At 24.7% G+C, this 22,447-nt stretch carries 20 protein-coding genes and 3 pseudogenes; 12 read left to right on the top strand and 11 right to left on the bottom strand.

Annotated features, from left to right (window positions below; all coding sequences use genetic code 4):
- Nucleotides 1-63: 63 nt before the first annotated feature.
- Both AAHH39_RS04790 and AAHH39_RS04785 read right to left on the bottom strand, forming a co-directional pair.
- A pseudogene (locus AAHH39_RS04790) lies at nt 64-417 on the bottom strand (transposase); the annotation flags it as partial.
- A gap of 403 nt (nt 418-820) precedes the next feature.
- Nucleotides 821-1,285 (bottom strand): hypothetical protein, encoded by a 465-nt coding sequence (locus tag AAHH39_RS04785; protein WP_342219044.1) that lies wholly within the window; start codon nt 1,283-1,285, stop codon nt 821-823.
- A 345-nt stretch (nt 1,286-1,630) separates the two neighbouring features.
- Here AAHH39_RS04785 and AAHH39_RS04780 point away from each other — a divergent pair, with 345 nt between their 5' ends.
- The 3 genes from AAHH39_RS04780 to AAHH39_RS04770 all read left to right on the top strand — a co-directional run bounded on the left by AAHH39_RS04780 (nt 1,631) and on the right by AAHH39_RS04770 (nt 6,162).
- Nucleotides 1,631-2,731: a hypothetical protein gene (locus AAHH39_RS04780; RefSeq protein WP_342219043.1), complete on the top strand. Its 1,101-nt coding sequence runs from the start codon at nt 1,631-1,633 to the stop codon at nt 2,729-2,731.
- A gap of 104 nt (nt 2,732-2,835) precedes the next feature.
- Complete coding sequence (uvrC, locus tag AAHH39_RS04775) at nt 2,836-4,605, top strand: excinuclease ABC subunit UvrC (RefSeq protein WP_342219042.1); 1,770 nt, start codon at nt 2,836-2,838, stop codon at nt 4,603-4,605.
- A 318-nt stretch (nt 4,606-4,923) separates the two neighbouring features.
- A complete protein-coding gene (locus AAHH39_RS04770; protein WP_342219298.1) occupies nt 4,924-6,162 on the top strand; it encodes an IS256 family transposase in 1,239 nt (412 codons plus the stop codon).
- Between the two features lie 384 nt (nt 6,163-6,546).
- Here AAHH39_RS04770 and AAHH39_RS04765 read toward each other — a convergent pair.
- The 4 genes and pseudogenes from AAHH39_RS04765 to AAHH39_RS04750 all read right to left on the bottom strand — a co-directional run.
- Nucleotides 6,547-6,870: pseudogene (locus AAHH39_RS04765) on the bottom strand (transposase); the annotation flags it as partial.
- A 165-nt stretch (nt 6,871-7,035) separates the two neighbouring features.
- A pseudogene (locus AAHH39_RS04760) lies at nt 7,036-7,507 on the bottom strand (IS5 family transposase); the annotation flags it as partial.
- 37 nt (nt 7,508-7,544) lie between these two features.
- Nucleotides 7,545-8,054 (bottom strand): ankyrin repeat domain-containing protein, encoded by a 510-nt coding sequence (locus tag AAHH39_RS04755; protein WP_342219316.1) that lies wholly within the window; start codon nt 8,052-8,054, stop codon nt 7,545-7,547.
- Between the two features lie 162 nt (nt 8,055-8,216).
- The gene (locus AAHH39_RS04750; RefSeq protein ID WP_342219041.1) at nt 8,217-9,083 is read right to left on the bottom strand and encodes an ankyrin repeat domain-containing protein; all 867 of its coding nucleotides are present in this window, start codon (nt 9,081-9,083) and stop codon (nt 8,217-8,219) included.
- Here AAHH39_RS04750 and AAHH39_RS04745 point away from each other — a divergent pair.
- The 3 genes from AAHH39_RS04745 to parC all read left to right on the top strand — a co-directional run bounded on the left by AAHH39_RS04745 (nt 8,970) and on the right by parC (nt 14,599).
- Nucleotides 8,970-9,914, top strand: coding sequence for an IS30 family transposase (locus AAHH39_RS04745; RefSeq protein ID WP_342217458.1), 945 nt, complete (start codon nt 8,970-8,972; stop codon nt 9,912-9,914). The genes AAHH39_RS04750 and AAHH39_RS04745 overlap by 114 nt on opposite strands.
- A gap of 237 nt (nt 9,915-10,151) precedes the next feature.
- Nucleotides 10,152-12,074 (top strand): DNA topoisomerase IV subunit B, encoded by a 1,923-nt coding sequence (parE, locus tag AAHH39_RS04740; protein WP_342219040.1) that lies wholly within the window; start codon nt 10,152-10,154, stop codon nt 12,072-12,074.
- A gap of 20 nt (nt 12,075-12,094) precedes the next feature.
- Nucleotides 12,095-14,599: a DNA topoisomerase IV subunit A gene (gene parC, locus AAHH39_RS04735; RefSeq protein WP_342219039.1), complete on the top strand. Its 2,505-nt coding sequence runs from the start codon at nt 12,095-12,097 to the stop codon at nt 14,597-14,599.
- A 68-nt stretch (nt 14,600-14,667) separates the two neighbouring features.
- Here parC and AAHH39_RS04730 read toward each other — a convergent pair whose 3' ends face one another.
- Nucleotides 14,668-15,291 carry a transposase gene (locus AAHH39_RS04730; protein ID WP_342219038.1) on the bottom strand — a complete coding sequence of 208 codons (624 nt, stop codon included), beginning with the start codon at nt 15,289-15,291 and terminating at the stop codon, nt 14,668-14,670.
- 15 nt (nt 15,292-15,306) lie between these two features.
- Complete coding sequence (locus tag AAHH39_RS04725; protein ID WP_342219037.1) at nt 15,307-15,798, bottom strand: transposase-like zinc-binding domain-containing protein; 492 nt, start codon at nt 15,796-15,798, stop codon at nt 15,307-15,309.
- A gap of 287 nt (nt 15,799-16,085) precedes the next feature.
- Between AAHH39_RS04725 and AAHH39_RS04720 the strand changes: the two genes are divergently transcribed.
- Together AAHH39_RS04720 and AAHH39_RS04715 are read left to right on the top strand one after the other, a co-directional pair.
- On the top strand, nt 16,086-17,525 hold the full coding sequence (locus AAHH39_RS04720) for an NADP-dependent glyceraldehyde-3-phosphate dehydrogenase (protein WP_342219036.1): 1,440 nt from the start codon (nt 16,086-16,088) through the stop codon (nt 17,523-17,525).
- Between the two features lie 246 nt (nt 17,526-17,771).
- Nucleotides 17,772-18,722, top strand: coding sequence for an L-lactate dehydrogenase (locus AAHH39_RS04715; RefSeq protein ID WP_342219035.1), 951 nt, complete (start codon nt 17,772-17,774; stop codon nt 18,720-18,722).
- Between the two features lie 227 nt (nt 18,723-18,949).
- Here AAHH39_RS04715 and AAHH39_RS04710 read toward each other — a convergent pair whose 3' ends face one another.
- Nucleotides 18,950-19,276, bottom strand: a complete 327-nt coding sequence (locus AAHH39_RS04710; protein ID WP_342219034.1) for a hypothetical protein — start codon at nt 19,274-19,276, stop codon at nt 18,950-18,952.
- A gap of 142 nt (nt 19,277-19,418) precedes the next feature.
- On the opposite strand from AAHH39_RS04710, the gene AAHH39_RS04705 reads away from it, so the two are divergent.
- Nucleotides 19,419-19,583: a hypothetical protein gene (locus tag AAHH39_RS04705; protein ID WP_342219033.1), complete on the top strand. Its 165-nt coding sequence runs from the start codon at nt 19,419-19,421 to the stop codon at nt 19,581-19,583.
- Nucleotides 19,584-19,606: 23 nt separating this feature from the next.
- Here the strand turns inward: AAHH39_RS04705 and AAHH39_RS04700 are convergent, their stop codons facing one another.
- Nucleotides 19,607-20,281: a hypothetical protein gene (locus AAHH39_RS04700; RefSeq protein WP_342219032.1), complete on the bottom strand. Its 675-nt coding sequence runs from the start codon at nt 20,279-20,281 to the stop codon at nt 19,607-19,609.
- 73 nt (nt 20,282-20,354) lie between these two features.
- On the opposite strand from AAHH39_RS04700, the gene AAHH39_RS04695 reads away from it, so the two are divergent.
- The 3 genes from AAHH39_RS04695 to AAHH39_RS04685 all read left to right on the top strand — a co-directional run bounded on the left by AAHH39_RS04695 (nt 20,355) and on the right by AAHH39_RS04685 (nt 21,502).
- The gene (locus AAHH39_RS04695; RefSeq protein WP_342219031.1) at nt 20,355-20,501 is read left to right on the top strand and encodes a hypothetical protein; all 147 of its coding nucleotides are present in this window, start codon (nt 20,355-20,357) and stop codon (nt 20,499-20,501) included.
- Nucleotides 20,502-20,834: 333 nt separating this feature from the next.
- Nucleotides 20,835-21,281: a hypothetical protein gene (locus AAHH39_RS04690; protein WP_342219030.1), complete on the top strand. Its 447-nt coding sequence runs from the start codon at nt 20,835-20,837 to the stop codon at nt 21,279-21,281.
- Between the two features lie 38 nt (nt 21,282-21,319).
- Nucleotides 21,320-21,502 (top strand): hypothetical protein, encoded by a 183-nt coding sequence (locus AAHH39_RS04685; protein ID WP_342219029.1) that lies wholly within the window; start codon nt 21,320-21,322, stop codon nt 21,500-21,502.
- Here AAHH39_RS04685 and AAHH39_RS04680 read toward each other — a convergent pair.
- Nucleotides 21,494-22,438, bottom strand: a complete 945-nt coding sequence (locus AAHH39_RS04680) for an IS30 family transposase (RefSeq protein WP_342219028.1) — start codon at nt 22,436-22,438, stop codon at nt 21,494-21,496. The two genes, AAHH39_RS04685 and AAHH39_RS04680, sit on opposite strands and share 9 nt — an antisense overlap.
- Nucleotides 22,439-22,447: the final 9 nt, after the last annotated feature.

Raw genomic sequence — 22,447 nt, 5'->3', positions numbered from 1 at the left:
TCATTTAATTATATTTACTAGAATTAATTAAACATAGTTATTTTTGTAAGTTACACAGATTACTAAACATTGCCGATCAAAACCATCAAATCTTCGCTGTCTTTTTGCAACTATTACAGGAGTAAAATCACTATTGCGATCTCTTGGTACATCAATCTCAATTTTACCTTGTTGAGTTATTAATTTTTTTGAACTTGTACCATTACGAGCATTTTCAGTATTACTATGTTGATTTTTTTCATATCCTAAATAATTTTGCATTTCAGAATTCAACATTTTTTCAACTAAACGTTTTGTTAATTCTTTATATAAACCCCCTTCTTTAAAAACTGTTGTTAAATCTTCAGTATTTTCTAATAATAAATCTACTGCTTTTGATATTGGATCATTATTATTAATATTTTGTTTTTTAGCCATCTGTAACTCACTCTTTCTAGTCATTTAATTATATTTACTAGAATTAATTAAACATAGTTATTTTTGTAAGTTACACAGATTACTAAACATTGCCTTTAAAAATTTCATGGATTATAATGTCCTTTACCTTTTATTTTTGCTGCATTTTCTGCTTCTGCACGTTCTCTTTTTTGTCTTTCATCTTCTTCAGCTGCTCTGGCACGTTCTCTTAATTCTTTAGTTCGATCTTCTTTTAATTTTTCTTGAAAAATTTTTTTTAATTATGTAGAAAAGTATGGATGACCAAAAATTATTCATCAATTTACACTTAAAATATTATTTTTAATTAAAAATTTGTTAAAAGTAACATTATTTAGTGTAAAAATTCTCTAAAAATAACACTTTATCATGTATCATTACTTTTCTACAAAATTAAAGAAATTTTTTCTCGTTTTGCTTCTCTTTCTATTCTTTGTTTTTTCATATATTCATTTGCTTCTTTTACACGTTGGCTTTCTTCTTCAGCTTTTCTATTTTTTTCTTCTCTTTCTCTTTCTTCTTTTTGTTTTTGTCTTTCTTCTCTTTCGGCTTTTAATCTAGCTTGGTCTCTTTCAATTTTTCGTAGTTGTTCTGCTTGTTTTTCGGCTTCTCTTTGTTTTTCTTTTTTTTCTTGTTCTTCTTTTTGTTTTTGTCTTTCTTCTCTTTCAATTTTTCGTAGTTGTTCTGCTTGTTTTTCGGCTTCTCTTTGTTTTTCTTCTCTTTCTCTTTCTTCTCTTTCGGCTTTTAATCTAGCTTGGTCTCTTTCAATTTTTCCTAGTTGTTCTGCTTGTTTTTCGGCTTCTCTTTGTCTTTCTTGTTCTTCTTTTTTATTTTTATTAAAACCCCACATTGTTTATGTCCCCTTTAAAATTAGAAAATAAAAACCCATTTTACTTTAAATAAAGCAACGGGTAAAACTTATATTAAGTTTACAATGATTATATAATATTATATAAATTAATTGTTAAATAAATATAAATAAGAAAAATGATTTATTTTAAATTTTTAAAGTCTAGAAAATAATGAATATGAAATGTAAATAATACATTTTTTATGATAAAAGTATTAAAAAAATATTATTGTTTTTTTGCAATAATAAATCAAAAATCGATTATAGAAAGATATTACATATATCAATTATGTTATACTATTTTTATAAGTTATTTTGTGGAGAATGTTAAGAGGTGATGTTCTTATGATTAAAAATGGCATTAAAATATCAAAATCTCAATCTCGTGGTGATGAAGTTGGGTTACTTTTTTTCTTATTAGTAATCTTCTTTTTCCTAATAGTTAGTTTAACTAGATTTTCAATAATTGGTAAAGTACTTGATGATTTTCTTTTTTCTTTTTTATTTGGATGAATGAAATATGCTGTTTATTTCTTTCTTTTTTTAATGATTATTCCTTTAGCTTTTGGTTATCGCATGCAATTTAAATTGAAGTATATTTTTGTTTATTTTTTATTTTTAGTGATTAGTTGTTGGACAACACAAACTTTAACTTTAATAATTTTAGGAAAGAATAATTTATGAACTAGTTATTATAATTTAAACCTATTAAATATTAGTGAAATATACGTTAAAACATGATGAAATACAAATGCTATAAATAATTATCTAGGTTTTTTTGCTTCACCAATTTCTTTTAAAGATTTTAGTATTGAAACCTTTTTTCCAACATATTCTACTGGTGGCATTATTAGTAATGTTTTAATAGGTATTTTTAATTATGGTTTTTTTGTTACTAATTTAATTGCAAACTTTATTAGTATTTTTTCTTTAACTTGTTTATTTATTTTTAATAAACCTTTTATTTTCTTTAGCAAAATGAAACAAATTATTAAACAAATTATTATTAATAATAAAAATAAAAAGCAAAAAAATAAAATAAATGCTGATTTAAAACAAAAACATATTAAGTTAAAAAAAGAAAAATTATTAATTGATAAACAAGTTAAAAAAACTTTTAGAAAAGAAAATAGTTTTAATAAGGAATCAAAGAAGGAACCACCTATATCACCAGTAAAAAAAGCAGAAATAAAACAAAATGAAATAAAACAAAATGAAATAAAACAAAATGATAATAGTGACATTATCAATAAACCTTCTTCACCTATTGTTTATTTTAATGAAAATAGTTATTTAACTCCTTTTGGTAAAATTGACCCTGAAAAACAAAAAGATGTAATGAGTAATAGCAAAGGTACTCTGGTAGTTAAAAAGAGTTTAGAAGATAGTATTTTAAATCGTGAAATTCTGAATGATAACGAAACTACTATTAATAACGAATCATAAGTAATTAATAATGAATAAAATTAAGAGTTTACTTTAGGATAAAACATTATATTAATGTTAAAATCAAATTATCTTTTAATTTGTTAATAAATTTAGGTGAACTAATGGCAGAAAAATCTTTACTACAAATGAAAATTAAACTTTTACCTAATATTGCTGGATGTTATTTATTTAAAGATATACATAATAATTTGATTTATGTTGGTAAAGCTAATTCATTAAAAAAACGAGTAACTTCATATTTAAATAAAGACAGTAATTTTAAAACAATGTTATTAGTTAATGATATTCATGATGTTGAATACATTACGACATCTAATGAAAAAGAGGCTTTAATTTTAGAACAAACATTGATTAAAAAACATCATCCTAAATATAATATTTTGTTAGCAGATGATAAAAAATATCCTTATATTCAAATTACTAATAATCGTGATCCACAATATCGTTATGTACGTAGTGCTACTAAAAAAGAGGGACATTATTATGGACCATTTCCCGATGGTACTGGTGCGCGTGAAATTTTAAAGTTATTGGAACGAATTTTTCCATTACGAAAATGTGCTGGTAATCTTGGTAAACCTTGTTTATATTATCATTTACAGCAATGTTCTGGCGCTTGTTTTAAATCAGTACCTATTACTTATTATGAAGATATGATTAGTAAAATTGATCAATTTTTCAAAGGGAATGTTACTGCTGTTAAAAAAATATTAATTAATAATATGAATATTAGTGTTGAAAACTTACAATTTGAAAATGCTAATCGTATTAAAATTTTGTTATCAAAAATAGATTTATTTTTATCACAACAAGTTGTTGAGTTTCAAGATTATGGAAATCGCGATTTTATTAATTTTTTAATTGAAGATGAAATGGTTGTTTTAATTACTTTATTTTATCGTAATGGTAAATTGCAAGCTAAAGATGAACAAATAGTTCAAAATAATTACTTAGAAATTCAAGATTTAATTCGTAATTATTGTCAACAACTATATAGTAAAAATACATTGCCAAATGAAATATATTTACCATCAAATATTGATTTAAAACAATTAAAATTATTATTTCCACAAATAAAATTTATTAATCCAATTAAAGGAACAAAAGAACATATTTTAACATTGGCAAAAACCAATGCCATTTATGCATGAAATAATTATTTACAAACTAATCAGTTTAATGCGCCGTTAAATATGATGAAAGTATTATCACAATGATTAAAAATTCCTAATTTAAATCATTTAGAGGTTTTTGATGTTTCTAATCTTCAACAAAGTGCTAGTGTTGGCGGTATGATTGTTTATAAGAATGGTAATCCTAGTTTTAATGATTATCGCAAATTTTTATTAGATCCAAAAATTGTTGATGATTATCATCGTTTTTGTGAAATGATTTATCGTAGATATCATCACTTAGTTATTAATAAATTGCCACTTCCTGATTTAATTATTGTTGATGGTGGAAAACCACAAATTAGTGCTACATTAGAACAACTAACATTATTAAACTTAACAATTCCTATTATTGGATTAGTTAAAAATAAAAAACATCAAACTGATAAAATTATAAATGATAAAATGCAAATTATTAATATTCCTAAAACTGATGCTTGTTTTTTATTTTTGAGTAAATTACAAGATCAAGTTCATAATTATGCAATTAAATATCATAAAGCAAAACGAAGTCAATCAATGATAAGTAGTGTTTTATCATCAGTGCCAGGAATTGGTTTACAATTACAAAATAAAATATTACAGCAATTTCCAACTTGACAATTATTGCAAAATGCTACAAAAACAGAACTTTCATCATTAGTTAAATCAAAAGTAATTTTAGAAAAACTATGAAAAGAATTACATAGTTTTGAATAATATATTATTAAGAAATAAATAATAACGTAAATAAGATATTTATCTAAGTTACTAATGTAAAAATATCAAAAATTAGATAAAAATTATCTTAATGTTTTAAGATATTAAAAATTTTAACGTATTGCTTTAATTTGTGAAAGAATTTTGCATTTGTAAATCGATACTACTAATATGTTCTCAACTCTCAATACTATTTTTATCTTTTGGCATATAATAGTCAATAAGGCAATGTTTAGTAATCTGTGTAACTTACAAAAATAACTATGTTTAATTAATTCTAGTAAATATAATTAAATGACTAGAAAGAGTGAGTTACAGATGGCTAAAAAACAAAATATTAATAATAATGATCCAATATCAAAAGCAGTAGATTTATTATTAGAAAATACTGAAGATTTAACAACAGTTTTTAAAGAAGGGGGTTTATATAAAGAATTAACAAAACGTTTAGTTGAAAAAATGTTGAATTCTGAAATGCAAAATTATTTAGGATATGAAAAAAATCAACATAGTAATACTGAAAATGCTCGTAATGGTACAAGTTCAAAAAAATTAATAACTCAACAAGGTAAAATTGAGATTGATGTACCAAGAGATCGCAATAGTGATTTTACTCCTGTAATAGTTGCAAAAAGACAGCGAAGATTTGATGGTTTTGATCAACAAGTGCTTTCACTATATGCAAAAGGTATGACTCTATCTGACATTAGAATGCAGTTACAAGAGTTATATCATGGTGCTGATATTAGTGAAAGTGTTATTAGTCAAATTACTGATGATGTTATTGATGATGTCAAAGCATGACAAAATCGACCATTAGAAAGCATTTATCCGATTGTTTATTTTGATTGTATAGTAGTTAAAGTTCGACAAGATAAACGGATTATTAATAAATCAGTTTATATAGCATTAGGAGTTGATTTAGAAGGTAAAAAAGATGTTTTAGGCTTATGAATTAGTGAAAATGAAGGTGCTAAATTTTGATTAGCTAATTTCACAGAAATGAAAAATCGAGGCTTAAATGATATTTTGATTGCTTGTAGTGATAATTTAACAGGCATGTCAGAAGCAATACAAGCAGTTTATCCTAAAACAGAACATCAATTATGCATTGTTCATCAAATTCGAAATAGTTTAAAATATGTTTCATACAAACATCGAAAAACTCTAGTTACAGATTTAAAACCAATTTATAGTGCATGTAGTGAAGAACAAGCAATGCAAGCTTTAGAATCATTTGAAAGTAAATGAAATAAACAATATCCCCAAATTGCTAAATCTTGATATAAAAATTGAGAAAATTTGATGATTTTTATTAGTTATCCTGCAGAAATCAAAAGAGTAATTTATACAACAAATGCTATTGAATCTGTTAATAGTCAATTACGAAAAGTTATTAGAAACAAAAAAGCTTTTCCTAATGATATGTCAGTTTTTAAAATATTTTATTTAGCAATTGAAAATATAACAAAAAAATGAACATTGCCTATTCAAAATTGAAATACAGCAATTGCTCATTTTATGATAAAATTTGAAGACAGAATTAATCTGAACTAGTACTTTGTAAAACAAAGATACACAGATTTCTAAAAAGCCTCGTCAATAATTTTTTTCTATTTTCACTGGCATTTTTATTAATTTCTTTTTTTTCAATTGGATTTCAATTTGGAGATGAAGGAATTAATTGTTTTATAAATACTTTATTTTTATAAGTTAATTGATGTTCTTTTTAATAGTCAAAGTATTTTTTGATTGTAATAACATACAAGCATGATTTCATGCCGAATTTTCCGAATTATCTTTATAATCAATATCAATTGGTCATTCATTTATTAAATAAGTTACTAATTTTTGTCAATCATTTAATACTGCTATATGTAATAATGAATAATTTTCTTTTCCAAACTTTAGAATATTAATAAAATCTTTTTTAGAACCTGTTTAGAATCTTTTTAATAAAACTGAAATAAATGAAAGAACAACCATTTGTAAACTAGTATTTAGTTTTCTTTCACAATTTTTTCATAATCTTCTGTATTTTTCTAATCAAGCAAAGCTTCGTTCTACAATTCATCTTTTTGGTAATACTACAAAAGTATGTAATTCATTACGTTTTATCACTTCAACATTTGCATTTATGATTGTTTTGATTTCAGAAGCAAATTTTTCACCAGTATAACCAGCATCTACTATTATTTTTTGAACTGCAGAAAGATTTTCTTTTTCATTTTCAATCATTATTATAGCGCTATTACGATCTGTTTTTTCTTTTAATTATGTAGAAAAGTATGGATGACCAAAAATTATTCATCAATTTACACTTAAAATATTATTTTTAATTAAAAATTTGTTAAAAGTAACATTATTTAGTGTAAAAATTCTCTAAAAATAACACTTTATCATGTATCATTACTTTTCTACAAAATTAAAGGTTTTTTCTGCTGTGGTTATGTAAATTGCATGTGGTAAACCTTGAGAATCAACAACAATATGACGTTTTATGCCTGAAATCTTTTTACCAGCATCATAACCTTTATTTTCAGTAGTATCTGTATTTTTAACACTTTGCGAATCAATTATACAAAAACTAGTTTGTTCTTTGCGATTATTATTGATACGAACTTTTTTAACTAATTTTTTTTAAAATTAATTGCAATACACTAGGTTCTTTACCATTATTTTTACTTCAAATTTGAAAATAATAATATACAGTTTGTCATTTTGGAAAATTTTTTGGTAGCATTCTTCATTGACAACCACTTTTTAATACATATAAAATTGCACAAAATACTTCATATAAATCTAAACTTCTTGGTTTTGTTTTCTTTTTGCTATTTTCTAAAATTGATTTTATGTTCTCAAATTGTTCTTTGGTGACATGACTTGGATAATTTTTATGCATATATACCTCTTATTTTAAAATATATAATCATTTTACATTATTTTCGAAAAGATTCTAAACAGGTTCTTAGAGAATGATTATTAAGTTCTGAATTAATATTTTTAAGTTTTTGATTTAAATTATGTTCATAGTTATCAATGATTTCAATAATTTCTTCTTGATTATTTTTTCAAATTTCATTATCATTTTGATTATCTTTTATTTCATTAGTTTTTTTTAGTTGTTCATTTAAAACATTATTAATGTTTAGTATCATTTCTTTAGCATTTATTAAATTTTCTGCTTTTAGTTGATTTAGTTGCTCGATTATTCTTGCTATTATATGGTTATTTTTATTGGCCATCATTAAAGTTGTATTACCATTTTGATTTGCATAATTAAGATTAGCGTTATTTTCTATTAAACTATTAACAATTTTTAAAAAACCATTTTCAGCAGCTAAGATTAAAGCCGTATCACCAACTTGATTTGTATGATTAACATTGGCGCCCTTTTTTATTAAAGCATTAGTAATTTCTAAAAAACCATTTTCAGCAGCTATCATTAAAGGACTGTAACCAGATTGATCTTTTAATTATGTAGAAAAGTATGGATGACCAAAAATTATTCATCAATTTACACTTAAAATATTATTTTTAATTAAAAATTTGTTAAAAGTAACATTATTTAGTGTAAAAATTCTCTAAAAATAACACTTTATCATGTATCATTACTTTTCTACAAAATTAAAGGATTGATCTGAATAATTAACATTAACATTTTTTGCTAGTAAAGTGTTAACTATTTCCAAATAACCTTTTCAAGTACTTCATATTAAAGCTGTATCACCTTTTTCATTTACATAATTAATATTGGTATTATGTACTATTAAACTATTAACTATATTTAGATAACCATTTCGCGCGCTTCATACTAAAGCATTATTATTTATTTGATTTGTATGATCAGCAGCATTAGCATTATGCGCTATTATAACATTAGCTATATCTAAATATCCGTTTCTAGCGGCTCACTTGAAAGCAGTGTAACCTTCTATATTTTCATGATTAATATTAATATTATGTTGCATTATTAAGCTATTAACAATATTTAAGTGTCCATTTTTAGCAGCTAAGATTAAAGCAGTTTCATTACCATTATTTTCATGATTAATATTAGCGTTATTTTCTATTAGTGTATTAACTATTTCAATATGATTATTTTCAGCAGCTAATAATAAAGCAGTATTACCAAATATATTAGCATGATTGATATTAGCATCATTTTCTAGTAAAGTTTTAACGATATTTAAGTGTCCATTTCAGGCGGCTAGTGTTAAAGCACTAAAATTATTTATAGTTAAATAATTAACATCAGCACCATTATTTGTCAGTAAAACCTGAATTGTAAAATTAAAAAGGACACTTATATAAAAATTAAATTGTGTTAATTCTATAATTAAGAAAAGAAAGGAATTAGCACAATGTATAAGTATCTGACTATTGAATCAATAATAGCAATAAAAGAATATAAAAGTTATGGATTTTCGATTCGTAAAATAGCAAAAGCCATTGATTATAGTAAATCAACTGTACATAGAGTTTGTAGATTATTAAATCAAAACTTATTACCATTAGAAATATTGAATAAAATTCAAAAAAATAAACAAAATGCAGGTAGAAAATTAATAATTTTAACTTTAATAGAAATTAATACTATTAATCATTTGTTAATTACTAAAAATTATGCTCTTGATATAATTGCTAATTTTTTAAAGGAAAATAAAATAAAAAGTATTTCAACAAAAACTTTATATAACATGTTTAAAACAAATCGAATGGGTTTTGATGAAAATAACTTATTGAGAAAAGGAAAAAATAAACCTCACAAACAAAAAGAAACTAGGGGCAGAATTAATAATTGTAAGTCTATTCATGAAAGAAATTTAATCATTCCTAATATTAAAAATATAGAAGAATTTGGTCATTTAGAGGGTGATACTATCATTGGTAAAGATCATAAAAGTTCTATTATTACTTTAGCTGATATATGATCAAAAACCACAATTCCTTTAGCAACTAAAAATAATAAATCAGAAAATATTACAAAAAGTATAATAAAATTTATTTCAAAGTTACAAAAAGGAACAGTTAAAACTATTACTTTTGATCGTGGTAAAGAATTTAGTAAATGAAAATTAATCGAAAAAAATTGTAATGTTAAGATTTATTTTGCAGATCCTGGTAAACCTTGTCAAAGAGGTTTAAATGAAAATAATAATGGTATTTTAAGAAGATATTTACCAAAATCTACAGATCTATCTTCATATAAACAAAAAGATTTAAATACTATAGCATTTCAAATTAATTCTACACCCAGAAAATCACTATCTTATAAAAGACCAATAGATTTAATACAATTATTTTAAAAAACTGTCCCATTTATATTTACAATTCAGGTAAGTGTCCTTTTTAATTTTACAATTCAGGAATAATTAAAAATTATTAGATAAATATTTATTTTAAATGTATTATATTAAATTTTGTATAGAAACCTTTAACTTTAAATTATAAAATTGATTTAGTTCTTTTATCGACATTATCTTTAAATAAATAAATATATGATAAAATGAAAATGAAATAAATTGTAGTAAGGAGTTTTTTTCATGGCAAATAAACCAAAAAGCAGTGTTTATAATGAATCATCAATTCAAATTTTAGAAGGTCTAGAAGCAGTTAGAAAAAGACCTGGAATGTATATTGGTTCTACTGATAATCGTGGTCTTCATCATCTAGTTTGAGAAATTGTTGATAATGGTATTGATGAAGCATTAGCTGGCTTTTGTACTAGTATTGTTGTTACTATTAATGTTGATAAGTCAGTTACTGTTGAAGACAATGGTCGTGGTGTTCCAACTGGTATGCATGCTTCAAAAAAAAGTACTCCCGAAGTTATTTATACGGTTTTACATGCTGGTGGAAAATTTGACACTAATAGTTATAAAACCTCGGGTGGTTTACATGGTGTTGGTGCTTCAGTAGTAAATGCTTTAAGTAATTGAATGATTGTTACTATTCATCGTGATAAAAAAATTCATGAAATTAAATTTAAAAATGGTGGTAAGATTGATCAAAGTTTAAAAGTGATTGGTAGCACTTATAAATCAGGAACTAGGGTACAATTTTTACCTGATTTTCATCGTGTTTTTCTAGGTTGTGATTGAAATGTTCATTTATTTGAACAACATTTACGTGAAAGTGCTTTTTTAATTAATGATTTAAGTATTCAATTAATTGATAAGAGGACAGGTACTGAAGAAACTTTTCATTATGAAAATGGCTTAGTTGCTTTCATGCAATATTTAAATAAAGATAAAAAAAATTTATCACCAATTGTTAGTTTAAAAGGTAAACAAAATAATATTGACGTTGAAATTGTATTACAATATACGGAAGATTATAGTGAAACGTTAGTAGGGTTTGCCAATAATGTTAAAACTGTTGATGGTGGAAGTCATTTAGTTGGTTTTAAAAGTGGTTTAACGAAAGCTATTAATGAATATGCAAGAAAACAAGAATTATTAAAAGCAAAAGATAAAAATTTAGAAGGTAATGATTTGCGAGAAGGTTTGGTTGCTATTGTTTCGTTGCGTATTCCTGAAAATTTAATTCAATATGAAGGTCAAACAAAAGGTAAATTAGGAACGCCCGAAGCAAGAATTGTTGTTGATAATATTGTTAATGAAAGATTTTCATTTTGACTTTACGAAAATAGTGATGCTGCTAAAAAAATTATTGATAAAGCCATTAAGGCTCGTGATATTCGTAATGCTTTAAGAAAAGAACGTGAATCATTGCGTAATAAAAGTAAAGATACGCAAAAATTTTTAGTAGGTAAATTGGTGCCTGCACAAAGTAAAAATCCTAATATTAATGAATTATTTTTAGTGGAAGGAGATTCCGCTGGTGGCAGTGCCAAGTCAGGTCGTGATCGTAAGTTCCAAGCGATATTACCGTTAAAAGGAAAAGTAATTAATGCCGAAAAAACTAAAGTAATTGATCTTTTTAATAATGAGGAAATTAGTATGATTATTAATGCGATTGGTGCTGGTGTTGGTAACGAATTTAGTATTGAAAATTGTAATTATAATAAAGTCATTATTATGACTGATGCCGATACTGATGGTGCCCATATTCAAATTTTATTACTAACTTTTTTCTATCGTTATATGCGAGATTTAATTACTTCGGGTAATATTTATATTGCATTACCGCCTTTATTTAAAATTTCTTTTAAAGAAGAAGAGCAAGAGAAACATGTATATGTTTGAAATGATTTAGAATTAAAAGATAAAGTTGAAACAATTAAAGGTAAATATGACCTGCAACGTTATAAAGGTTTAGGAGAAATGAATGCTGAACAATTATGAGAAACAACTATGGATCCAAATGTCCGTCAATTAATTAAAATTACTATTGAGGATGCTCTATCAGCAGAAACAGAAATTCAAATATTAATGGGTGATAAACCAGAAAAAAGACGAAAATGAATTGAAGAAAATATTTCTTTTGAAGCTAGTGATTATTAAGAAAAAGGAGTTTATAAGTTATGAATAGTAAAGAAGAGATTCAACAAAATAATGAACAAATTTTATCTTATCCTATTGATGATATTGTTGCAGAACGTTTTGGTCGATATGCCAAATATATTATTTTAGAACGAGCATTGCCCGATGTCCGTGATGGTTTGAAACCAGTTCAACGTCGAATTTTGCATGCTATGAATGATTTGGGTTTAACCAATGATAAAGCATATAAAAAAGCAGCTCGTGTTGTTGGAGAAGTAATTGGTAAATATCATCCTCATGGTGATACAGCGGTTTATGCTGCGATGTGTAGAATGGCACAAGAGTGAAAGGTAGCATGACCATTAGTACAAATGCATGGTAATAAAGGTTCAATTGATGGTGATAATCCTGCTGCGATGCGATATACAGAAGCGCGTTTATCATTAATTTCAGAATTATTATTGAAGGATATTAAGAAAAATACTGTTAGTTTAATTAAAAATTTTGATGAATCAGAAACAGAACCAACAGTTTTACCTGCCTATTTTCCAAATTTATTAGTAAATGGTGCTTCTGGAATTGCTGTTGGAATGGCAACTAATATTCCACCTCATAATTTACAAGAAGTAATTAATGCAATTGTCATGAGAATTAATAATCCACAATGTAATTTAAGCGAATTAATGCGTGTTATTAAGGGTCCTGACTTTCCAACCGGAGGAATTATTCAAGGTATTAAAGGTATTAAAGAAGCTTATCGTTCTGGTAAAGGACGAATTGCAATTCGTGCTAAAACTCATGTTAATAATGAAGGTGAAATTCCACAAATAATTATTACCGAAATTCCATTTGAAGTTATTAAACAAGATTTGATTAAAAAAATTGATGATGTTAAAACATTAGCAAAAATTCATGGTATTAAAGAAGTACGTGATGAAACGGATCGTTTTGGTTTACGAATAGTTATTGATTTAGTAGAAGATAGTAAACCGCAAGAAATTTTAAATTATTTATTTAAAAATACCAATTTACAAATTTATTATAACTTTAATTTAGTAGCAATTGCTAACAAAAAACCAGTACAAATGAGTTTAATTAATATGTTAGATTTTTATATTAATCATCAAATTGATGTTGTTACTAAGCGTTCACAATATGACTTAACACAATTAGAACGAAGATTAGAGATTGTTAATGGTTTAGTTATTGCATTAAGTGAAGTTGATAAAGTAATTAAAATTATTAGAACATCAACTGACCGTATGCAAGCAAAATTAAATTTAATATCAGCTTTTAATTTTACTGATATTCAAGCAGAAGCAATTGTACAATTGCGTTTGTATCGTTTAACTGCTACTGATATTCAATCATTAGTTTTAGAAAAAGCAGATATTGAAAGTAAAATTATTGTTTTACAAGAAATTCTTAATAATGAAAATTCACTACGTCAAGTTATTATTACTGAGTTAGAACAAATTAATTCTCATTTTTCTGGATTAAGAAAATCACAAATTCAAGGTGAAATTTCTGAAATTACAATTGATGAAAAAGCAACATTGCGACAAGAAAATGTATTTGTTAGTATTAGTTATGATGGTTGAATTAAGGTAATAAGTAGTAAAGTATTTTTACAAAATCTTGATAATCAAGATTTTGGACGTAAGCCAAATGATGTTATTATTGGTGGAGCAATGTTCAATAATTTTAATAATTTATTATTTTTTACAAATAAAGGTAATTATTTTTTAATACCAATTTTTAAATTAGAAGAAAATAAATGGAAAGATAATGGTATTCATGTTAATAAGTTATGTAAACTTGAAGGAAATGAAAAAATTATTAGTGTTGCGCAAGTTAATAGTTTTGAACAGCCAAATGTAAATATAGTAGTCGCTACTAGATATGGTTTAATTAAAAGAATGCCACTTTTAGAGTTAGCAACTACTAGATTTAATAAAACCGCCAAATATGTTAAGTTAAAAGAGAACGATAGTGTTATTAGTGTTAATAGTAGTACCGGTCATGATTTTATTGTTATTAGTACTCGCAAGGGTATGACTTTAAAATATTTAGAAACGAAAGTTCCATTATTAACTAAAACTGCAACAGGTGTTAAAGCTTTGAAAATTAATTCTGAAGAAGATGAAGTGGTAGGAATGGCTTGTGGTAATAGTAATGATATTTATGCAATGTTAACATCAGTTGGAACAATTAAACGAATGTTATTCAATACTATTGAACAAACTTCACGAACAACAAAAGGTAATAAAGTAATAAAAGTTCCTAAAAGTAAAAGTATTAGTATTATTAAAACTTTCTTATCACCAGCAACATCTTTTATTAATATATTAACGAAAAAAGAAAAATGATTAGTGATTAAAGCAAGTGACATTAATCTTAGCAAGGTAAATGAAGGAACTGGCAAAGTAGTTGCTGATGATATTATTGCTGGTGGTAATAATTTAGTGATTGATTTAAAAACTGATGTTATTGATACTGATATATCATCAATATCAGAAAATTTTTTTAATTTTGTAGAAAAGTAGTGGTAAAATAAAAAAAGTCATCAACTTGACTTAAAATTTGATTTTATTAAATTTTGGGATTTATTTTTTTACAAACTGAAATATAACACATTGGATTTTTGATAAGGGGTTAATCCGTAGTGTTGATATTTTCATTTCCATAAATTGAGGTAATTTTGAATATTGGTAAATCCAATACCATGGTAATGAGTAATAAATTCTTTTAAACTTGATTGTATTTTACTGACATTACTTAATTTTTTATAATTTAATTCTTTATTTTCTTTTGATTTAAACTGCTGGATAGTGGATTTAGTTTGTTTAGCTACTGTATCATATAATACTTGCATATCACAAACTATAATTGAATTTTCTTCGATAAGTTTCGATGTTAAGTTTTCTTGTACTCATTTTTTATTTAATCTTTTAGTATTTGTTGTTTGAGCATAGATATTTCGGTTTTCATCAATTGCCATTTGAATACAACGATTTAAATCTTTAGCATTTTCTTCAATTCATTGTTTTCTTGGATCATTTGGATCTTTAAAGTTTCCTTTATGAATTTCTTTGATAAAAGTTTCGTCAACTTCAATTCTAGCTTTTAATTTTACAAATTGATTTTGTGTTTTTACTAATTGTGTTGATTTCATAAATTTTTGACGATTAAATCAGGCAGTTTTATTCTTTAATTTTGTAGAAAAGTAATGATACATGATAAAGTGTTATTTTTAGAGAATTTTTACACTAAATAATGTTACTTTTAACAAATTTTTAATTAAAAATAATATTTTAAGTGTAAATTGATGAATAATTTTTGGTCATCCATACTTTTCTACATAATTAAAAGTTTTATTTGTAGTATTAATAAATTGAGAAATAATGTAAGCAGATTGACCTAAAGTAGCTATTTGTATCAATAAATCTCATTGATCATGAGATAAATGACTTCAATAAAAATAATGATTTTTAAAAGCATGAAAAGTAATATTACAACTTTTACATTTATATCTTTGCTTATAATCTTTACTACCATATTTAGTACACAAAAAAGAACTACAATCTGGACATTGAATCCCTTTCTCTTTGAATTTTTGTTCGACTGCTTCAAATTTTTCTTTTTTCTCAATTTGTTTAATTCTAGTTTTATTTTCTCTAAAAATCTCAATAAAATCTTTATCAGACAAATTATTTAAAATTTCTTTTACTGTATTTTTATTCATTTAAAATCACCTCTTTAATATTAAAAATACCATATAAAAATATATTTTTGCTAATTTTACTAATACCACTACTTTTCTACAAAATTAAAGGAAAATTTTGATACAAAAGAAAGCAACAATGGTATTTAAAATAAACTTTTTTATTGAAAATTATGAACTTTTTTAAAGAATTAGTTTTTTGATTTTCATAATATAAATTTAAATAATAATTTTAGTTAAGAGTGAATAGGATAGGACTTATATCAATGCTATAATTATTATAGTAGTGATTTAAGGAGGAAGTATAGATGACAAATAATATTATTAAATATCAATCTCTAATTAATGGTGAGTTATATGAAAATGGTAATTGAATATCAGTTATCAACCCCACTACTAATAAAATAGCAGGCCAAGTTCCTGCCTTAACTAAAGTTGAAATTAAAAAAGTATATGAATCTGCAAAATTTGCTCAAAAAAATTGAGAACAAATGCCTATTTTAAAAAGAATTTCTTTTTTAAATTCTTGAAAACAATTAATTATTCGCGATAAATTAATACTTGCTGAATTAATGACCAATGAAATTGCTAAAGGCACAAAAGCGGCTTGCAGTGAAATTGATAGAACAGTTGAATATATTGAATATACTTTACAAGAAGCATTACGTCTTCATCCTGAATCTTATACAGGTGATAGTTGAGGAAGTATGAACAAATTAGCTATTTTTGAATACGTACCAAAAGGAATTGTTCTTGCTATTTCCCCTTTTAATTATCCGATAAATTTATCAGTCTCTAAAATATTTCCAGCACTTGTGACTGGTAATAGTGTTGTTTTTAAACCTGCAACACAAGGATCATTGGTGGGATTACACTTAGCTAAATTAGCCAAAGAAGCTAACATTCCTAATGGTGTTTTTAATGCTATAAGTGGTAAAGGTAGTGAAATTGGTGATAGTTTAGTTGAAAATGAAGCAATTAATGTTATTTCTTTTACTGGTAGTGCTGTTGTTGGTAATCGTATTTCACAGAAATCTTTAAAAGCTGATTTGATTTTAGAATTAGGAGGTAAAGATCCAGCAATAGTGCTTAATGATGCTGATCTTGAAGATACAGCAACCAAAATCATTAAAGGTGCATTTAGTTATTCAGGACAACGCTGTACTGCTATTAAAAGAGTGTTAGTACAAAGAACAATTAGTAGCAAATTAATTCCAATTTTAAAAGAAAAAGTTGAAAAATTAACTGTTGGTTTGCCCACAGATGATTGTGATATTACTCCTGTTATTGATCAACCAACAATTGATAATGCTAAAAAATTAATTAAAGATGCTTTAGATAAAGGAGCCAATTGTTTAATTGGTAATAAATTTAAAGAAAATTTAATGTGACCAACTATTATTATTGACGTAACAACAAAAATGAATTTAGCATGAGAAGAACCTTTTGCGCCATTGTTGCCGATTATTATTTTTGATGAAGTAAAAGAAGCAATTAATATTGCAAATGATTCACAATATGGTTTACAAGCTTCTGTTTTTACTACTAATATTAATAGTGCAATGAGTATTGCTAAATTATTAGAAGTTGGAAGTGTTAATATTAACGATCAGTCACAACGTGGTCCCGATCACTTTTTTTTTGTTGGTGTTAAGGATTCAGGTCTTGGCGTACAAGGTATTCGTCCTTCGTTACTTGCTTTTACTAGACCAAAAGGGATTGTTATTAATTGAAAAACAAAAATTTAAAAGAAAAAATAAAACTTATTTTAATAAAAAAATAAGTTTTATTTTTTTATTAAAATAGTGGTAAGATAAAAATGTAATAAATTTTTGTCCTTGTTAATTAGATTTTTATTTTTTTAACATTCTTATATAAAAAGCATAATAAAAATATTACATATCATTGTAACTTTTATTTTAAAAAGTAAGTTATTAAAATAGTGCCGAGGATAAAGTACTGTTACATGAAATGCAAAAAATATGGAGGTAAATATGGCAAAACGAAAAATTGTCCTTGTTGGATGTGGAGCTGTTGGTAGTAGTTTTATTTACAGTGCCATTAATCAAGGTTTAGCACAAGAATATGTATTAATTGATGCTTTTGAAGGTATAGCTGAGGGTAATGCGATTGATTTTGCTGATTGTCAAGCAGCTTTAGATCATCCTTTTATTTCAATTAAGGCAGGAAATTACAGCGATTGTAAAGATGCTGATATTATTGTTATTACTGCTGGAAGACCACAAAAAGATGGTGAAGCAAGATTAAATATGGTAGCAGATAATGCCAAAATTATGAAGAGCATTGCTTTAGAAATTAAAAAATCAGGATTTAAAGGTGTTACTATTATTGCATCTAATCCTGTTGATATAATGACAAATGTTTATCAAAAAATTACACAATTTGATTATCATCAAGTATTAGGTTCTGGTACAATTTTAGATACCTTACGTTTACAATATTTAATTGGAGAAAAAATTGCAGTTAATCCAAAGTCAGTTGCTGCTTATGTAATTGGTGAACATGGTGATTCTTCAATGATTCCTTGAAGTTCGGTTTCGGTAGGTAATAAAACTATTTATCAACAAATTACTGAAGGTAGAATTAAAGAAAAAGATTTAGAAGAATTAAGAAAAGAAGTAGCACAAAGAGCTTATAAAATTATTAAATTAAAACGTGCAACTTTTTATGGTATTGGTGCAGCATTGGCATTATTAGTAAGAAATATCCTTGAAGGACAAAATCACGTTTTAGTAGCAGGTGCTTATTTACAAGGAGAATATGGACAACAAGGTTTTTATATTGGTGTACCAACAATACTTTACGAAAAAGGTTGAAAAAGAGTAGTTCAGTTACCATTAACGAAAGAAGAGCAAACGGCATTTGATAAATCTTGTGCAATTATTAAAGAAACTTTAGAAACAGCTTTTGCTGCTATTAAATAAAAGGGGGGAGCATAGCGATGTTGTCTATAACATTCAATTATTGTCTTTAAATTATAAAGTTAGACGAGAATAATTTTGACTTCAATATGCAATTGTATGTTAATCTTAACACTTAGAAAATATTAGTCAACAATAATACTTACTTTTATAACTCAAAAATTCTTATTAAAGAAAACTTTAATAAGTTTTATTTTATTTTTCATTTTTTTTAAAATTTTAATTTTAATTTATAATAACTGTATGGCTGTATTTATTTGATAGCATTTAAAATTAACCATTTTTGTATACATATCAATGTTATAAGTTCTATCACCAATCATATGTTTTAAAATTTGTTTAATATTAGTTTCAGTAAAGCAACCAATATTTTCAACTAGTGCTTGGTTTAATACACCATCTTTTGCATTAATAAAATAACCAACTTTTAATTTTTTATATTGCAAAGTTAATAATTGTAAAAAATCAATTAATTCATAATATTGACCTTTTTCAAATAAAGTTATTGCATTTTGATAGTGTAATTTAGCAATTTTATTTTTTCTTCTTCCAGCCATTATACCAAGAAATAAAACATGAAAAGCATGAAATTTATCTAAAATAAATTTAGCATTTAAAATTGTAGCAGTTTTTCTAATTCATTTTACACTATCACCACAAACTATTAAATTTGCTTGGTCAAAATTTTCAAAAAATAAATTGCCATGTTTTTGAATTAATTTAGCTGTTTTTTCTGCACCAATTTCTTTTAATTATGTAGAAAAGTATGGATGACCAAAAATTATTCATCAATTTACACTTAAAATATTATTTTTAATTAAAAATTTGTTAAAAGTAACATTATTTAGTGTAAAAATTCTCTAAAAATAACACTTTATCATGTATCATTACTTTTCTACAAAATTAAAGCCAATTTCTGTCTTGGAAACTCTTATTTTACATACAGCTCTTTTATTAATTAATTTTCCATTTTTCTTTTTACCAGTACAAAATACTAATAATCTCATAGAACATTTTTTACAATTTTTAGTATTATGTTTTTCATTAAACTTAAATTTTCTATGTCCATCATCAATATTTATATATAATGTTTGATTTGGTTGTAATACAATTTTAGGAATATTAGCTTTTGGTAATTCAAATTTTTTATATCTTCTACAAACTATACTAGTACCTATTAAATCTTCAATAAAAGTATCACAAACATCACGGTATTTTTTACCATCAGCAAAATATTTTAAAATTTGTTTAATAACATCTGGTGCTAATTTACTATACTTTTTAACACCAAGATATATATCTAACAATGAAACAAATTCCTTTTTTTGTGTTTTTGGGTTATAACATGTACAAATACGTCGTTTATAATTTAATAAACCTTTTTTTGTTTTTAATTTTCTTTTTCTAAATCTATATGATTTATATACAGATTTATCACATGTATTTCATAAATAATCATCTATTTTTTTAAATAATTCTTCTGTTTGTTGTAAATTTAATTCATCTTGATTAAAATAGTGTTTGTCTCAATCAAAATGATTTGCGAATGGTAGTTTTAACATTTTTAATGTTCCTTTCAAAATTTTGTTTGTTAATAATTTAATTGTATTGTTTATAAAAATTTGGGAATAAAATATGGCTTTTATTAGTAGTTATGCACAACTGAATAAAAAATATAATCTTAATTTTAGTGATAATAATTATGGTTTTAGTTGAGATATTTTTAAAGCATTTGTTGGTGATGAATGAGCAGAATATTTCTTTAATTTTGTAGAAAAGTAATGATACATGATAAAGTGTTATTTTTAGAGAATTTTTAAACTAAATAATGTTACTTTTAACAAATTTTTAATTAAAAATAATATTTTAAGTGTAAATTGATGAATAATTTTTGGTCATCCATACTTTTCTACATAATTAAAAGAATATTTTACTACTAATTGTTTTTATCGTTTTATACCAACAGCACGTGGAACAAGAAAAACTTGAAACTGTTTAGCATTTGATTTATTTATATGTTGTAATTTTAGTGATAGTAGTGTTCAAGAAGTTAGAAGATATGAAAATACTCATAGTGAAACAACTATTGGTGCATTAATGAATGTTTGTCAAGTCTTGTTAGATAAATATAATATTAATTTACTACCTAATAATCCACATGGAATTAAATGAAAAATTACTAAGGATGGTGGATGTATTATTTTTCCTAGTAATCAACAAATTGATTTTATTGGTTATGCTAATGGTAATAAAATTTTTGGAAAAGAAGCAGGTGGTTCAAGTTTTTTAGGTTCAAGAACAGATGAAATTATTATGGCAGAAGAAAAAGAAACATTAACTGAAAAGCAATTAACATATCGATATGAACGTTTACAAAACTCTATGTTTAGAAGTAATCGTATTAAAGTATCAAAAGAACCTATTAAAGAATGAAGCTGACCTTTATTGATAAAAATATATATAGTTCTACTTTTGGAAAATTGATTACTCGTTATTTTTATAAAAGTTTTTTCATTACGTTTACATGCAATCCTTATGATAAATATCATCCATTTTATTTAAAATACTGTACACCATTTTTACCATTAAATGATAAAGTAATGGAAAATCTTAAAAAAATTGGCAAAATTTATTATGAAAATCAAGATATGTTTAGTGGTTTAGGTTTATTTGTTTTAAGATTTACTATTCAACCATTTTGAAATAAATTACCAGATATTCAAAAAAGAACATTATTAGAAATCCTGAATTGTAAATATAAATGGGACAGTTTTTTAAAATAATTGTATTAAATCTATTGGTCTTTTATAAGATAGTGATTTTCTGGGTGTAGAATTAATTTGAAATGCTATAGTATTTAAATCTTTTTGTTTATATGAAGATAGATCTGTAGATTTTGGTAAATATCTTCTTAAAATACCATTATTATTTTCATTTAAACCTCTTTGACAAGGTTTACCAGGATCTGCAAAATAAATCTTAACATTACAATTTTTTTCGATTAATTTTCATTTACTAAATTCTTTACCACGATCAAAAGTAATAGTTTTAACTGCTCCTTTTTGTAACTTTGAAATAAATTTTATTATACTTTTTGTAATATTTTCTGATTTATTATTTTTAGTTGCTAAAGGAATTGTGGTTTTTGATCATATATCAGCTAAAGTAATAATAGAACTTTTATGATCTTTACCAATGATAGTATCACCTTCTAAATGACCAAATTCTTCTATATTTTTAATATTAGGAATGATTAAATTTCTTTCATGAATAGACTTACAATTATTAATTCTGCCCCTAGTTTCTTTTTGTTTGTGAGGTTTATTTTTTCTTTTTCTCAATAAGTTATTTTCATCAAAACCCATTCGATTTGTTTTAAACATGTTATATAAAGTTTTTGTTGAAATACTTTTTATTTTATTTTCCTTTAAAAAATTAGCAATTATATCAAGAGCATAATTTTTAGTAATTAACAAATGATTAATAGTATTAATTTCTATTAAAGTTAAAATTATTAATTTTCTACCTGCATTTTGTTTATTTTTTTGAATTTTATTCAATATTTCTAATGGTAATAAGTTTTGATTTAATAATCTACAAACTCTATGTACAGTTGATTTACTATAATCAATGGCTTTTGCTATTTTACGAATCGAAAATCCATAACTTTTATATTCTTTTATTGCTATTATTGATTCAATAGTCAGATACTTATACATTGTGCTAAT

The sequence above is a fragment of the Spiroplasma endosymbiont of Amphimallon solstitiale genome, assembly GCF_964030965.1.
Lineage (GTDB): Bacteria > Bacillota_I > Bacilli_A > Mycoplasmatales > VBWQ01 > Spiroplasma_E.
The sequence above is the reverse complement of the archived record's forward strand: the minus strand, read 5'-3'. Positions and strand labels throughout refer to the sequence as shown.